The sequence below is a fragment of the Pseudomonas brassicae genome, assembly GCF_010671725.1.
In the GTDB taxonomy this organism is placed as follows: domain Bacteria; phylum Pseudomonadota; class Gammaproteobacteria; order Pseudomonadales; family Pseudomonadaceae; genus Aquipseudomonas; species Aquipseudomonas brassicae.
This window is the reverse complement of the sequence record NZ_JAAHBU010000106.1, coordinates 1-14,008: the sequence shown is the minus strand read 5'-3', so window position 1 is coordinate 14,008 and position 14,008 is coordinate 1. Positions and strand designations below refer to the sequence as shown.

Here is a 14,008-nt window from a genome sequence, read left to right as displayed (position 1 = left end):
CCAATATACCTGCTGACGCGGGGCTGATGTCACTGCGCGAGATTTTCAAGTGACCCCGCATTCGATATTCCTCACGGGCGCTTCGGGATTTGTCGGGCGCACCGTGCTAAAACGCCTCATCGCCAGTGGCTGTTCGGTCACGGCCGCATTGCGCGCGAACGCCGTGTCGCCTGAGCCGTCGGTTGCAGTGTTCGAGTTTGAGCGGTTCGATGATCAACGGGACTGGGTGTCGGTGCTCACCGGGCACGATATCGTCATCCATTGCGCCGCACGCGTGCATGTGATGCAGGATGACGCGCGCGATCCGCTTGCGGCCTATCGTCGGTCAATGTCGACGGCACGCTGGCACTTGCCCGGCATGCCGCTGCCGCTGGGGTAAAGCGATTCATCTTCCTCAGTTCGATCAAGGTCAACGGCGAAGGCACAGGCCGAGGCCATGCTTATTGCGCCGACGATGTGCCTGCACCCTGCGATCCGTATGGTATTTCAAAGCTGGAAGCGGAACAGGGGTTGCATGCGGTGGGGCGTGAAACCGGCATGGAGGTTGTTGTCATTCGACCTGTGCTTGTCTACGGGCCAGGGGTCAAGGCCAACGTTCTGTCGATGATGCGCTGGATCGACAAGGGGGTGCCATTGCCTTTCGGCGCTATCGACAATCGCCGCAGCCTGGTGGCAGTGGACAATCTGGTTGATCTGATCTCGGTCTGCGTGGACCACCCCCGTGCGGCCAACCAGACCTTTCTGGTCAGCGACGGTGAGGATGTGTCTACCTCCGAGCTGCTGCGCAATATGGCACGTGCCTTGAACAAGCCCTGCCGCCTGTTGCCTGTGCCGCAGGTGTTACTGCGCCTGGGGGCGACGCTGATTGGCAAGCGCGCCTTGTCTCAACGCCTGTGTGGTTCATTGCAAGCGGATATAAAAAAAACACGTTCAGTGCTGGATTGGACGCCTCCGCTAGACATGGAGACCGCCTTGAACGCTACTGCCCAGCATTATCAGGAAGATTGTCGTAAATGAGTGCATGGTGGCTGTGCCTGGTCGTACTGGTTTCTCTTGTGCTCACTGCTGGTTTGCGCCGTTATGCGATCGCCAGGAGCCTGATCGATGTGCCCAACATGCGCAGTTCCCACTGCGTCCCCACGCCGCGCGGGGGGGGGCGTATCGATCGTAATGAGCTTTCTGCTGTCGCTGCTTGTGCTGGCAGTGTTCGGTAGTGAGGCGCCATCGGTGCTGATTGCGCTTGGCGGTGCGGGGGCGTTGATCGCACTGCTGGGCTTCATGGATGATCATGATTTTGTTTCAGTGCGCTGGCGTTTGCTCGCGCACTTTGTTGCGGCGGCCTGGCTTTTGGGCTGGTTGGGCGGGATCCCGCCGCTGGTGGTGTTCGGGGTACCCGTGGATCTAGGCTGGCTGGGCGTGCCGTTGGGCCTGCTCTACCTGGTCTGGATGCTCAATCTGTACAACTTCATGGATGGCATCGACGGCATCGCCAGTGTCGAGGCTATTACCGTATGCTTGGGCATGTGTCTGGTGTATGCCCTGGGTGGTGCGGCGCATTTGAGTGTGCTGGCCCTGCTGCTGAGCATGTCGGTTGCCGGCTTCCTGGTCTGGAACTTTCCACCTGCGCGGATTTTCATGGGCGACGCCGGTAGCGGGTTTCTCGGCATCATCCTGGCCGGGATGTCATTGCAGGCGGCCTGGAGCTCGCAGGCGTTCTTCTGGTGCTGGCTGATTATGCTGGGTGGCTTCATCGTCGATGCAACGCTTACCCTGGTGAGGCGTTTGGCCCGAGGCGACAAGGTGCATGTCGCGCACCGCAGCCATGCGTATCAGTTTGCTGCGCGTGAGTATGGTCGGCATCTCCCGGTTACCCTGGGGATGGCGGCGTTGAATGTTTTCTGGTTGTTGCCTATCGCAGTGTGTGTGGTCTTGCTGGACCTGGACGGCGCATTGGGGGTATTGATTGCTTACGTCCCCCTGGTGGCGCTAGCCCTGAGGTATCGTGCTGGCGCTCTGGAATAGCGTGGCGTGATACCCACGGGACGGTATGTGGACATCTCCACGCTCAGCGGGTTGGCTAGGTATTTGAAGGATTATGGAAGAATTGCGTAGATTACTTTTGGCTTTGCCGCGACGGCACAAGCGTCTCCTCCAGGTACTGGCAGATGTATTGGTCGTCTGGGCGGCGCTGTGGCTGGCGTTTTTGGTGCGCCTGGGTATCGAGGAGCTGGTCAACCCTGTGCGCGAGCACTACTGGTTGTTCGCGAGCGCGCCGCTGATCGCTATCCCGATGTTCGCGTATTTCGGGATGTACCGTGCGGTCATGCGTTACTTTGGCAACGACGCACTGATCGCGATCTTCAAGGCCGTCAGCTTGTCGGCGCTGTTGCTGGGTGTCGTGATGTTCTGGTACAGCAACCATCAGAACCTGGTCCCACGTTCGATCATTTTCAACTACTGGTGGCTGAGCCTGGTGATGATTGGTGGCATGCGCCTGGGCATGAGGCAGTATTTCCTCGGCGACTGGTTCAGCGCCGCCCAGCATGTGCCCTTTACCAGTCGTGATGATGGCCTGCCGAAAGTGGCGATCTATGGCGCCGGTGCGGCGGGTAACCAGTTGGTTGCGGCATTGCGCATGGGCAAGATGATGCGCCCGGTGGCATTTCTTGACGATGACAGCGGTATTGCCGGTCGCGTCATTTCCGGGCTGAAGGTGTTCAAGCCGCACCAGATCCAGAAAATGATGGAGGTCACGGGGGCGCAGGAAGTGCTGCTGGCGATTCCATCGGCAAGCCGAGGTCGCCGGCGTGAGATTCTGGGCTTTCTCGAAGGCTTGTCGCTGCATGTCAGAAGTATCCCCGGCTTCATGGACCTGGCCAGCGGCCGGGTCAAGGTCGACGATCTTCAGGAAGTGGACATAGGCGACCTGCTGGGGCGCGACGCGGTGCCGGCGCAGGAAGACCTGCTGGAGCGCTGTGTGACCGGCAAGGTGGTACTGGTCACCGGTGCGGGAGGGTCGATCGGTTCGCAGTTGTGTCGGCAGATCCTTGAGCTCAAGCCCAAGGTGTTGCTGCTGTTCGAGCACAGTGAATTCAACCTTTACAGCATCCTTTCGGAGCTGGAGCAGCAGGCGAGTCGGTTGTCGCCCTGCACGCGGCTACTGCCGATACTGGGGACGGTACGCAACCAGGCCAAATTGCTCGACCTGATGAAGGTCTGGCAGGTGGACACGGTCTACCACGCCGCAGCCTACAAGCATGTACCTATGGTCGAGCACAACATTGCCGAGGGCATCCTCAACAATGTCATGGGGACGTTGAGTACCGCGCAGGCGGCGGTGCAGGCTCATGTTCCCAATTTCGTGCTTATCTCCACCGACAAGGCCGTGCGACCGACGAATGTGATGGGCAGCAGCAAGCGCCTTGCCGAGATGATATTGCAAGCCTTGAGTCGCGAAATTGCCCCGGTGCTGTTCGAGGACAGCAGCAATGTGGCCCATGTGAACAAGACCCGCTTCACCATGGTCCGCTTCGGCAATGTACTGGGCTCGTCTGGCTCGGTCATTCCACTGTTCTACAAGCAGATCAAGTCGGGTGGGCCGCTGACGGTGACCCATCCCAAGATCACCCGCTACTTCATGACTATCCCGGAGGCTGCGCAACTGGTGATTCAGGCCGGTTCGATGGGGCAGGGTGGTGACGTCTTCGTGCTCGACATGGGGGAGCCGGTAAAGATTGTCGAGCTGGCCGAGAAAATGATTCACCTGTCGGGTTTGACCCTGTGCTCGGACAGCAATCCCCGTGGTGATATCGCCATCGAGTTCACCGGGCTGCGGCCAGGTGAAAAACTCTATGAAGAGTTGCTGATCGGTGACAATGTCGTCGCCACGCGGCATCCGATGATCATGAGCGCGGTAGAGGACTACCTGGGGTGGGAGGTGCTCAAGGAGCGATTGGCGGCGCTGGGGCAGGCCATCAATGCGGATGACTACGTTCGTATACGCAAGATTCTGCGTGAGACCGTCAGCGGTTATACGCCTGATGGCGAAATCGTTGACTGGGTCCACCAGCACAAGCGCCTGGACGGTTGAGTGCCGGGTGGGCGCTACAGGCGGTGCGCTGACTAGCAGCCCTGCGTGGCCGGATAGGCACTGAACACTTGCTGGTTGGCTATTTCGATGGCGCTCAGGTGGCCGTCGGCAAAGGAACAGCCTGTGTCGAGGTAGACCACGTTACCTAGCTGAGTGACGTGAGGGACGGTGGAGTGCCCGACGTATACCGTCTTTATGCCGGAAATGGCCGCAGCGTCCTGGCGCGAGATCTTGCCCCGAGCGTACATGGCTTGTAGCAATGCAGTGGATTGTTCGAGGTGATGGCCGCCAACCAACAGCTTGGTCGAGTGTTGCCAGCTCAGGCCGTTCTCCCAGCCAGGGCATTCTGCGTGCACCACCCCGATTGCGCTGGTGTCGCTCAACTGCACTTGCAGGGCCACCGGCATTGCAAGAAGTGCCGTTGCGATTTGTACCTGGTGGTCTTGCGCCAGCTCATAGAACCAGGCGCCACCATTGCGGGCGTGGCGGGGGGGCGTCGCCTTTACCGGACATGTAGTCCAGCACCATCTGCTCGTGATTGCCACGTACCGAGTGGAACCAGGGGCGGGAGAGCCAATCCAGAACCTGCGCCGAGCCCGGTCCGCGGTCAATCAGGTCGCCGGTGCAGAATACGCGGTCGATCGAAGGTTCCAGTTGAACCTCGGCCAGCAACGCATCCAGCAACTCGAAATGCCCGTGTACATCCCCTACGACAAAGTCGCGCCCTGTGGTGTTGACGTCAAAAAAGCCCACGTGTGGCGTGCGAGAAAATACCGACAACCTGCGTACTCTTGAAAATAATCGGGAGGGGCTGGACGCGTGCATGAACACACGGATGCCTTGAGCCGGCTTTTACCATAAGTCTGCCGCCACGCCCAGAACGGCTTTGCGCTATGCCAAGGCAGGGCGTTGGCCGATCTCAGTCCAGGTCTATGCGGCCTTGTGAAAATGCGCCTCGTCGCTCTTTTCGGCCCACATCCTGATGCTTGGCCTGCTCATACACGGCGCAGAACCTTGGATGGTCCACGTCTTGGTAGGCCTGCAGTGCTTGCCTCACGCGCTCGTCATAGTCCTGCTCGTCAATGTACCGATAGACCTCCCGGCGATAAAAAAAGCCGAACTGAAAGCCCAGCGTTTCGCTCAGGAAGGGCGCAGTGGCGGAAAAGCAATTCTCCAGGTCGATCGCACAGGTCGGTGCTGTGCCGTCATTGCACATCATCACATTCGCCGCCCACAGGTCCATGTGATAGATGCCGCTGCTGTTGAGCGAGAACATCAGCGCGAACGCCGCGGCAATCACCCGCTCTACCTCCTCAGGCTTGGCAAGGAGCCACTGGTAGCCGTCGGTGTAGTTCTGCAGCAGCTCGGTGATGATGAAAAAATCATCCATCAGGCCGAGGCGTGACTTGGTGTAGCCGTAGCCAACCACGGCGGGCACGCACGCGCCGCGTCGATGCGCTTCAGCGGTATTGATCAGTTCTTCGATAGGCCAGTCGAACATGCCGCAACGTTTGCGCGTGCCCCGGGCAAAGCGGATTTTCTTGGGCAGGGTTTCAAGTACCTGGCGTTTGGCGAAAAGGGCATGTTCGCCAGAGGGAAGCGGCGCACTCACTCGTTTGGCCAGGCGTTCCTGGCTCAGCAGTTGGGTAAAAACCTTGGCTGTCGATGCCGATACAGGTCTCTTCAGGTGGAGTGTGGAGCGCTGATGCTTGAACGTGAACGGGTACCCGTCAACCAGCTTTTTCTTCCCTTTGCGCAACGCAGTACATCCCATGTAGGAAATTCTAAATAGTCAAAACGGTAACATTTCCTACAGCTTTTTACATTTTTTTCACATCTTGTTTGAATCGAATTTCGCTTGACTGTGGATGTGTGCGCCATCACCCGCTAGTTTTTGCAGGCAGCCAAGGAAATGCTGCCTTTGCAAGCTCACACACCAAGGAGTGTCATCGTTATGCGCAATACCTTTCTTGTTTCTCTGCTGCTTGCGCTGCTCAGCGCATTCTCGTTGCCGTCCCTTGCAGCGGCCGGCAAGGCTGGGGGTGATTTGCCCACCACGGCTGTCAGTGCCGAGGTAGGCGCTGGCACGGTCAATCTCAACAGCGCCGATGCGACAACACTGCAGGCCTCGCTGGCGGGCATCGGCAAGGCCAAGGCCGAAGCGATCGTGGCCTACCGCGAAGCCAACGGTGCCTTTGCCTCGGTCGACGAGTTGCTTGAAGTAAAAGGGATCGGGCAGGCGCTGATCGAGCGCAATCGCGAGAAGCTGACGGTCAAGTGACCTGAGGGGGCGGGTCGGGCGTTGCCGACCGTTGTGCTGGCGGGGGTAGTTGCTCAACGGCTTGCACCGTATTTATCGGTCTTGCGCATCCTTCGCGTCGGCTTCAGCATTGCGCTCATGTACACGCTTGAGCTGCTCCTCGGTCAACGGCAGCTTTTTCGCGGTATCGCGCAGCATCATCAGGCCGCCGACAATCGAGCCGATGGCAACCAGCAAGATCAACCAGGCATACCAGGGCATGTGCTTCTCCTTATAGGCGGCGAATGGCGCAGCCTCATGTGAGGTTGGACTCGGCGATTGTGCCGATGGTTCAAGTATAAGAGTCGGGCCCGCCCACGGCGAATTCGCGATCATCGGCCCCCATTGACCCTGTGCATCGGCTACAATGCGCGCCGATTTCGACTTGCCCAGAGAGCCTGCCCATGTCCGCCTGTCAGACGCCCATCATCGTCGCCCTGGATTTCCCCACCCGTGACGCCGCCCTGAAGTTGGCCGATCAGCTGGACCCCGCGCTGTGTCGGGTCAAGGTCGGCAAGGAACTGTTCACCAGCAGCGCCTCGGGCATCGTTGAAACCCTGTGCGCCAAGGGCTTCGAAGTGTTCCTCGACCTCAAGTTTCACGATATCCCCAACACCACTGCCATGGCCGTCAAGGCTGCCGCGCAAATGGGCGTATGGATGGTCAACGTGCACTGCTCCGGTGGCCTGCGGATGATGTCGGCCTGCCGTGAAGTGCTGGCGCAGCGCAGCGGCCCACAACCCCTGCTGATCGGTGTGACCGTGCTGACCAGCATGGAGCGCGAAGACCTGGCCGGCATCGGCCTGGATATCGAACCGCAAGAGCAGGTGCTGCGGCTGGCGGCGCTGGCCGAGAAGGCCGGTATGGACGGGCTGGTGTGCTCTGCGCTGGAGGCCACTGCGCTGAAGGCGGCGCATCCGTCGCTGCAACTGGTGACGCCGGGTATCCGTCCTGCCGGCAGTGCGCAGGACGACCAGCGCCGTATTCTTACGCCCCGCCAGGCGCTGGATGCCGGCTCCGACTACCTGGTGATCGGTCGCCCGATCAGCCAGGCGGCTGATCCGGCTCAGGCGTTGGCTGACGTGGTAGCGCAGCTTCGCAGCTAAGCGCTCGTCCCCCTTCGCCAGCCAGCCTTGCTGGCGAAGGGGGCGACACCGTCAGACTTTCAACACCAGCTTGCCAAAGTTCTCCCCGCTGAACAGCTTCAGCAGTGTTTCGGGGAAGGTTTCCAGGCCTTCCACCACGTCCTCCTTGCTCTTGAGCACGCCGCTGGCCAGCCAGCCGGCAATCTCCTTGCCGGCCTCGCCGTAGCGGGCCGCATAGTCCATCACCACGAAGCCCTCCATGCGCGCACGATTGACCAGCAGCGACAGGTAGTTGGCCGGCCCTTTGACCGCCTGCCTGTTGTTGTACTGGCTGATGGCTCCACAGATCACCACCCGCGCCTTGACGTTCAGGCGGCTGAGCACCGCGTCGAGAATATCGCCGCCAACGTTGTCGAAATACACGTCGACACCGTTCGGGCATTCGCGCTTGAGCCCTTCCAGCACGTCTTCGGCCTTGTAGTCGATGACGCCATCAAAGCCCAGCTCGTCTGCCAGGTAGCGACATTTGTGGGTGCCGCCGGCGATTCCGACCACCCTGCAGCCTTTGATCCTGGCGATCTGCCCGGCAATGCTGCCGACCGCGCCTGCCGCACCCGAGATCACCACGGTGTCGCCCGCCTTGGGCGCCCCTACGTCAAGCAGCGCAAAGTAGGCGGTCATGCCCGTCATGCCCAGTGCCGAGAGGTAGCGCGGCAGTGGCACCAGCTTCGGGTCGACCTTGTACAGGCCCTGCGGCTCGCCCAGGTAGTAGTCCTGCACGCCCAACGCGCCGTTGACGTGGTCGCCGACCGCAAACCCCGGGTGCCTGGAGGCCACCACTTCACCCACCGCCAGCGCCCGCATCACCTGGCCAATGCCCACCGGCGCGATGTAGGACTTGCCCTCGTTCATCCAGCCTCGCATGGCTGATCAAGCGACAGGTACAGATTTTTCACCAGCACCTGGCCCTCGCCAGGTTCGCCCACGGGCACCGTCTCGAAAATGAAGTCGTCGCGGGTCACCGCACCTGCAGGGCGCTTGGCGAGCAGGAAGCGGCGGTTGTTCTGGGCAGTCATGGCAAGGCTCTCTCAAAGGGGCAAATCCTGTTGATAGACCCGCCGCAGCGAATCTTCAAGGTTATGCCTCAAGGCGAATGGTAAATGATCGATCTCAGTGATCTAGCCTAGCATCTGACATCACCCGACTCGATAGTGCACCGCCCGTGCGGCTCAGGCATTTTTGCGCCAGTTCAGGATCATCAGCGTCAACACCCCCGCTACAATCCCCCAGAACGCCGAGCCAATGGAAAACAGGGTGAAGCCCGATGCCGTCACCATGAAGGTGATCAGCGCGGCCTCACGCTCCCTGGCTTCGCTCATGGCCACGGTCAGCCCGTTCATGATCGAACCGAACAGTGCCAGGGCGGCAATCGACAGCACCAGCTCCTTGGGCAGGGCAGCAAACAATGCCGCCAGTGTGGCGCCGAATACCCCGGCGACCCCGTAGAAAACCCCGCACCACACCGCGGCGGTGTAGCGCTTGTTCGGGTCTTCGTGGGCGTGCGGGCCGGTGCAGATGGCGGCGCTGATCGCTGCCAGGTTGATGCCGTGGGAGCCGAACGGGGCCAGCAACAGCGAGGCAAAGCCGGTGACCGAAATCAGCGGCGAGGCAGGCACCTGATAGCCGTCGGCGCGCAGCACGGCAACCCCTGGCATGTTCTGCGAGGTCATCGCCACCACGAACAGCGGGATGCCGATGCTGACGGTCGCCGCCAGCGAGAACGTCGGCGTGGTCCACACCGGGGTGGCCACTTCCAGGCTGAAACCGCTGAAATCCAGCAAGCCCATACCGCCGGCCAGCGCGGTGCCCACCACCAGTGCGGTGAGTACTGCATAGCGTGGCGATACACGCTTGATCAGCAAATAGCTGAAAAACATCCCCAGCACCAGTGCAGTGCGGTGCTGGGCCGCGATGAAGATCTCGCTGCCGATCTTGAACAGAATCCCGGCCAGCAGCGCCGAGGCGAGCGAGGCGGGGATGCGTCGCACCAACCGTTCGAAGCTGCCGGTCAGGCCGCAGATCACCACCAGTACTGCACAGGTGATGTAGGCACCGATTGCTTCGCCGTAGCTGACCCCGCCCAGGCTGGTGATCAGCAGCGCCGCACCCGGCGTCGACCAGGCCACGGTGATCGGGGTGCGATAGCGCAACGACAGGCCGATGCTGCATACCGCCATGCCGATCGACAGCGCCCAGATCCACGAAGAAATCTGAGCCGTGGTCAGGCCGGCCGCCTGGCCTGCCTGGAACATCAGCACCAGCGAACTGGTATACCCGGTGAGCATGGCGATAAAGCCGGCGACCACCGCGGAGGGCGAGGAATCGGCCAGTGGGCGCAACTGCGCTGGGGTGGCGTGGGGCATGGGGCAATCCTTGTGCAGGTGTAAGCAGATTTTTCAGACTACCCTGCGATACAGCGGCTTATGTCATACAGCGACCATTGCATTTAGCCGTACAGTCGCCAACTATGAAGGGCAGTTTGGTTCCAGCATTCAAGAGGGGGAGTAATGTACAAGGTCTACGGGGACTATCAGTCGGGCAACTGTTACAAGGTCAAGTTGATGCTGCATTTGCTTGATTTGCCCTACGAGTGGCATGCCGTGAATATCCTCAACGGCGAGACGCAAACACCAGCGTTTCTTGCCATGAACCCCAACGCCAAGGTGCCGGTGCTGGCGCTTGAAGACGGTACCTACCTGTGGGAGTCCAACGCAATTCTCAACTACCTCGCCTACGGCAGCTTGTTCCTGCCCAGCGAACCGCGCTTGCGCACCCAGGTGCTGCAATGGCAGTTCTTCGAGCAGTACAGTCATGAGCCGTATATCGCGGTCGCGCGGTTCATCCAGTTTTACCTGGGCATGCCGCAAGACCGTGTTGAAGAATACAAGGCGTTGCAGAAGGGCGGGCACAAGGCGCTGAACGTGATGGAGAAACAGCTGAGCCTTACGCCATACCTGGTGGGCGAGCAGTACTCGATTGCCGACGTGGCGTTGTATGCCTATACCCATGTGGCCCATGAGGCGGGTTTTCTGCTTGATGACTACCCGAACATCCGCGCCTGGCTCAAGCGCGTGGCATCGCACCCGCGGCATGTGCCCATGATCGACTGACAGGCGGGCGCTTTGCCGGCCTGCCGACGACAGCGCCTGTCAGGCTGCCGAAAACCGCTGGTTCAGGTACTCGATGATTACCTTGGACTCATACATCCAGGTCGTCTTGCCGTCCTCTTCGATGCGCAGGCAAGGCACCTTGATCCTGCCACCCTGCTCAAGCAGGGCCTGGCGGTCCTGTTCATTGTTCTTGGCGTCGCGCAACGTCACCGGTACGTTCAGGCGGTGCAGGGTACGGCGAGTCTTCACGCAGAACGGGCAGGCGTGAAACTGATAGAGGCTCAAGCCCTTGGCTTGCTGCTCGACCCGGGCCTGGGCGGCAGCATCGCGCTTGAGCTTGCTCGGGCGGCTGATCCAGTCGAGGAAGACGATCAACTGGCCAAGGCCAACCCGCAGTGCTTTGACGATCATGGCAACTCCTCACAATGAAAAAAGCCGACCGGGCAGGTCGGCTTGCAGTCCTTCGGCCGATTACTTGATCAGGCTGAGGAACTCGCTGCGCGTGGCAGCATTGTCACGGAACGCACCGAGCATCACCGAGGTGATCATGCTCGAATTCTGTTTCTCTACACCGCGCATCATCATGCACATGTGCTTGGCCTCGATCACCACCGCCACGCCCAGCGCGCCGGTTACCTGCTGGATGGCCTCGGCGATTTCACGGCTGAGGTTTTCCTGGATCTGCAGGCGACGGGCGTACATGTCGACGATGCGTGCGACCTTGGACAACCCCAGCACCTTGCCGCTCGGGATGTAGGCAACGTGTGCCTTGCCGATGAAGGGCAGCAGGTGGTGTTCGCACAGCGAGTACAGCTCGATGTCCTTGACCAGGACCATCTCGCTGTTGTCGGAGCTGAACAGGGCGCCGTTGGTCACCTCTTCCAGGGTTTGGTCATAACCGCGGCAAAGGTACTTCATGGCCTTCGCAGCCCGCTTGGGCGTGTCGAGCAGGCCCTCGCGGGAGACATCCTCGCCCAGTTGGCCGAGAATCGCGGTGTAGTGCTGTTCCAGGGACATGGATCTACCTGTGAGATTTATCGCAAACGCGAAGGGTACGGCGGCGGCGGCGGCGCTGCAAGTACGGCGTTACTCGTCGCGACCTTCGAGCATGGTTCGCTTGAGCATTACATACACGGCGCAGTACCGCCATGGCGGGCCTGGCACGAGGTAAAGCCCAGTACCTGGGCATGCTGGCGCAGCCAGGTATTGACGTGGCTCTTGATCATCGGGCGCTTGCCATCCAGGCGTACCGCCTTGCCGTGGGTGACCCGTACGCAGCGTACTTCGAAGCGGGTGGCTTCGGCGAGAAAGGCCCACAGCGTCTCGCGGGCCTTCTCCACGGTCATGCCGTGCAGGTCGAGGCTGCCTTCGAAACCGATCTGGCCGAGCTTGAGCTTGCGCATCTGGCTTTCCTGCACGCCATCGCGGCTCCAGTGCAGGTCATCTTCCGGGCCGACATCGATCACGAACTGATCAGACAAGCCGTCTACCACGGTCTGGTCGCTGCGCACGGTAGCGGCCTGGCGCAGGTTGGCCAACTGTTTGCGATCGGGCTTGGGTTTGCCGGTGTCGGCGCGGTCATGCCGGATGGGCTTGACGCCGTGCATCTGGTTCTTGAACAGGGAAAAATCGTCGTCTTGCATGTAAGCCTCCGCCTGGGCGGCGCAGTTTACGCGACTCTCCTCAGGGCTGCAGTCAATCGTGTTTCTTCATCAGGTGCGGTGACAGGTTGAGCCCCTGGGCACGGCGCAGGCGCAGGCGGCTGCGTCGCCAGAACCAGATCCCCAGGTACAGCAGCAGCACGCCCAGGCCCAGTACCACGGCAGCGCTGGCACGATTACTGTTCAATTCGCCCAACGCCTCGGCGTGGCCCAGCAGGCCGGCGATGCCGGCCATGCTGAGCAATACGCCGAAAATCGCCAGCAGCGCCGAGAAGGCGGTTGCCAGGCGAGCGCCCCAGTTGCGGCGCTCGCGGGGGCGCAAGCGTTTGGCATCGAAACCATCGGATAACTTCATTCCGATTTCCTCTGTGGATATCCGGGGTTGGACCCCAATGTTCCACGGTGGTTCCAGTGGGCTGCCGGGTGCTCAGATCAGGCTATTGACCGGGGCCACGCAGGCAAAGTTGTCAGCCATGATCGCCATTTCACTCTGCTGGATCTGGGCGGCCGGGATCACGCCGTCCTTGAACGGCAGGTCGCGGGTAGCGCAGCCATCTTCGACCAGGGTGCAGCGGTAGCCGTAGTCCTTGGCACGACGCACCGTTGTGCTGACGCTGGAGTGGCTCATGAAGCCGCACACGATCAAGTCCAGATGACCGTATTTCTGCAGGGTCTCGTGCAGCGTGGTGTTCTTGAACGCGTTGGGCATGCGTTTTTCGATGATGATCTCATCGCCCTGCGGCTCCAGGCCCGGGATGAACTCGCCGCGTGGGCCCTGGGGGTCGAACAGGCCACCGACAGTACCCAGGTGGCGTACGTGCACCACCGGGCGACCGGCTTTGCGTGCAGCCTCGAGCAGCTTGCCGATGTTGGCCACCGCCTCGTCCATGCCCGACAGCGCCAGGGGCCCGCTGAGGTACTCCTTTTGCGCATCGATAATCACCAGGCTGGCGTTGCTCAGCTTGGCCGGCGGGTAACCGCGGCCACTGAGGTGGAACATCGTCGTTGGAACGGACATCAGGGGCTCCTTTGGATGGGGCTTTTCACCTATTGTCCCCTGCTTGAGCACTTATGTGAATCGCTTCGCGTACAACAGGCGTGGTTAGTGGCCTGCAGCCATGTGTGCGAATCCCTCGGCAGGCCGATTGAACGGCCCATTTCACGTTCAGGCTGTTAGAATTGCCGGTCGTCTTTAAAGGAGTCTGCCGTGATCACTTCCCGCCTGCGCACCCTGCGCGACCACATCCGTTGGGCTGTAAGCCGTTTTCATGAGCAGGGGCTGTTCTTCGGGCACGGTGCCGATAACGCCTGGGACGAAGCGCGTCTGCTGGTGCTGGGCGCCGTGCACCTGCCGTGGGAAGTGGCGGACGCTATCTGGACTGCCGTCTTGAAGACGACGAACTGGTCAAGCTGCAGCGCCTGCTCAAGCGGCGTGTGGACGAGCGCGTGCCCACGGCCTACCTGTTGGGTGAGGCGTGGTTCTGCGGCATGTCGTTTATCGTCGACGAGCGTGTGCTGATCCCGCGTTCACCGATTGGCGAACTGATCGAAAAACGTTTCGAACCGTGGCTGGCCAGCGAGCCGGCACGCATCCTGGACCTGTGTACCGGCTCTGGCTGCATCGGTATCGTCAGTGCCGAAGTGTTCCCCGAGGCCGAGGTAGTACTGGCCGACCTGTCGTTCGAGGCGCTTGAGGTGGCAGG

General features: G+C 60.8%; 13 protein-coding genes and 5 pseudogenes. 7 read left to right on the top strand and 11 right to left on the bottom strand.

What is annotated here, in order from left to right; all coding sequences use genetic code 11:
• The first annotated feature begins 49 nt into the window (after positions 1-49).
• The 3 genes and pseudogenes from G3436_RS09025 (at position 50) to G3436_RS09015 (ending at position 4,090) form a co-directional block, all read left to right on the top strand.
• Positions 50-1,017 (top strand): annotated as a pseudogene (locus G3436_RS09025) (UDP-glucose 4-epimerase family protein).
• Positions 1,014-2,022 (top strand): annotated as a pseudogene (locus tag G3436_RS09020) (MraY family glycosyltransferase). The pseudogenes G3436_RS09025 and G3436_RS09020 overlap by 4 nt, the downstream one beginning before the upstream one ends.
• Positions 2,023-2,095: 73 nt before the next feature.
• A complete protein-coding gene (locus tag G3436_RS09015; RefSeq protein ID WP_163943780.1) occupies positions 2,096-4,090 on the top strand; it encodes a polysaccharide biosynthesis protein in 1,995 nt (664 codons plus the stop codon).
• Positions 4,091-4,122: 32 nt separating this feature from the next.
• On the opposite strand, the gene G3436_RS27475 is transcribed toward G3436_RS09015, so the two are convergent.
• From G3436_RS27475 to G3436_RS09005, 3 genes are all read right to left on the bottom strand, one after another.
• Entirely contained in the window at positions 4,123-4,497 is a 375-nt protein-coding gene (locus G3436_RS27475; protein WP_243667075.1) for a metallophosphoesterase family protein, read from the bottom strand.
• A gap of 46 nt (positions 4,498-4,543) precedes the next feature.
• Positions 4,544-4,870, bottom strand: coding sequence for a metallophosphoesterase (locus tag G3436_RS27470; protein WP_243667074.1), 327 nt, complete (start codon positions 4,868-4,870; stop codon positions 4,544-4,546).
• A 139-nt stretch (positions 4,871-5,009) separates the two neighbouring features.
• Entirely contained in the window at positions 5,010-5,849 is an 840-nt protein-coding gene (locus G3436_RS09005) for a lipopolysaccharide kinase InaA family protein (RefSeq protein ID WP_243667073.1), read from the bottom strand.
• Between the two features lie 195 nt (positions 5,850-6,044).
• Here G3436_RS09005 and G3436_RS09000 point away from each other — a divergent pair, with 195 nt between their 5' ends.
• A complete protein-coding gene (locus G3436_RS09000) occupies positions 6,045-6,371 on the top strand; it encodes a ComEA family DNA-binding protein (protein WP_163943775.1) in 327 nt (108 codons plus the stop codon).
• A gap of 72 nt (positions 6,372-6,443) precedes the next feature.
• Here G3436_RS09000 and G3436_RS08995 read toward each other — a convergent pair whose 3' ends face one another.
• A complete protein-coding gene (locus G3436_RS08995; RefSeq protein ID WP_078479756.1) occupies positions 6,444-6,611 on the bottom strand; it encodes a DUF2897 family protein in 168 nt (55 codons plus the stop codon).
• Positions 6,612-6,793: 182 nt separating this feature from the next.
• Here G3436_RS08995 and pyrF point away from each other — a divergent pair, with 182 nt between their 5' ends.
• Complete coding sequence (pyrF, locus tag G3436_RS08990) at positions 6,794-7,495, top strand: orotidine-5'-phosphate decarboxylase (protein ID WP_163943772.1); 702 nt, start codon at positions 6,794-6,796, stop codon at positions 7,493-7,495.
• A gap of 51 nt (positions 7,496-7,546) precedes the next feature.
• On the opposite strand, the pseudogene G3436_RS08985 reads toward pyrF, so the two are convergent.
• Together G3436_RS08985 and G3436_RS08980 are read right to left on the bottom strand one after the other, a co-directional pair.
• Positions 7,547-8,550, bottom strand: a pseudogene (locus G3436_RS08985) (NADP-dependent oxidoreductase).
• A gap of 153 nt (positions 8,551-8,703) precedes the next feature.
• Positions 8,704-9,897: a benzoate/H(+) symporter BenE family transporter gene (locus G3436_RS08980; protein WP_163943768.1), complete on the bottom strand. Its 1,194-nt coding sequence runs from the start codon at positions 9,895-9,897 to the stop codon at positions 8,704-8,706.
• Positions 9,898-10,041: 144 nt separating this feature from the next.
• Here G3436_RS08980 and G3436_RS08975 point away from each other — a divergent pair, with 144 nt between their 5' ends.
• The gene (locus tag G3436_RS08975; RefSeq protein ID WP_163943766.1) at positions 10,042-10,644 is read left to right on the top strand and encodes a glutathione S-transferase family protein; all 603 of its coding nucleotides are present in this window, start codon (positions 10,042-10,044) and stop codon (positions 10,642-10,644) included.
• Between the two features lie 39 nt (positions 10,645-10,683).
• Here G3436_RS08975 and G3436_RS08970 read toward each other — a convergent pair whose 3' ends face one another.
• The 5 genes and pseudogenes from G3436_RS08970 to G3436_RS08950 form a co-directional block, all read right to left on the bottom strand.
• Complete coding sequence (locus G3436_RS08970) at positions 10,684-11,055, bottom strand: glutaredoxin family protein (RefSeq protein WP_163943763.1); 372 nt, start codon at positions 11,053-11,055, stop codon at positions 10,684-10,686.
• A gap of 60 nt (positions 11,056-11,115) precedes the next feature.
• Positions 11,116-11,661, bottom strand: a complete 546-nt coding sequence (folE, locus tag G3436_RS08965) for a GTP cyclohydrolase I FolE (RefSeq protein ID WP_163943760.1) — start codon at positions 11,659-11,661, stop codon at positions 11,116-11,118.
• A 69-nt stretch (positions 11,662-11,730) separates the two neighbouring features.
• A pseudogene (locus G3436_RS08960) lies at positions 11,731-12,287 on the bottom strand (Smr/MutS family protein).
• A 52-nt stretch (positions 12,288-12,339) separates the two neighbouring features.
• Positions 12,340-12,660 carry a hypothetical protein gene (locus G3436_RS08955; RefSeq protein ID WP_163943757.1) on the bottom strand — a complete coding sequence of 107 codons (321 nt, stop codon included), beginning with the start codon at positions 12,658-12,660 and terminating at the stop codon, positions 12,340-12,342.
• Between the two features lie 72 nt (positions 12,661-12,732).
• Entirely contained in the window at positions 12,733-13,323 is a 591-nt protein-coding gene (locus tag G3436_RS08950; protein ID WP_163943754.1) for a cysteine hydrolase family protein, read from the bottom strand.
• A gap of 189 nt (positions 13,324-13,512) precedes the next feature.
• On the opposite strand from G3436_RS08950, the pseudogene G3436_RS08945 reads away from it, so the two are divergent.
• Positions 13,513-14,008 (top strand): annotated as a pseudogene (locus G3436_RS08945) (HemK family protein methyltransferase); the annotation flags it as partial.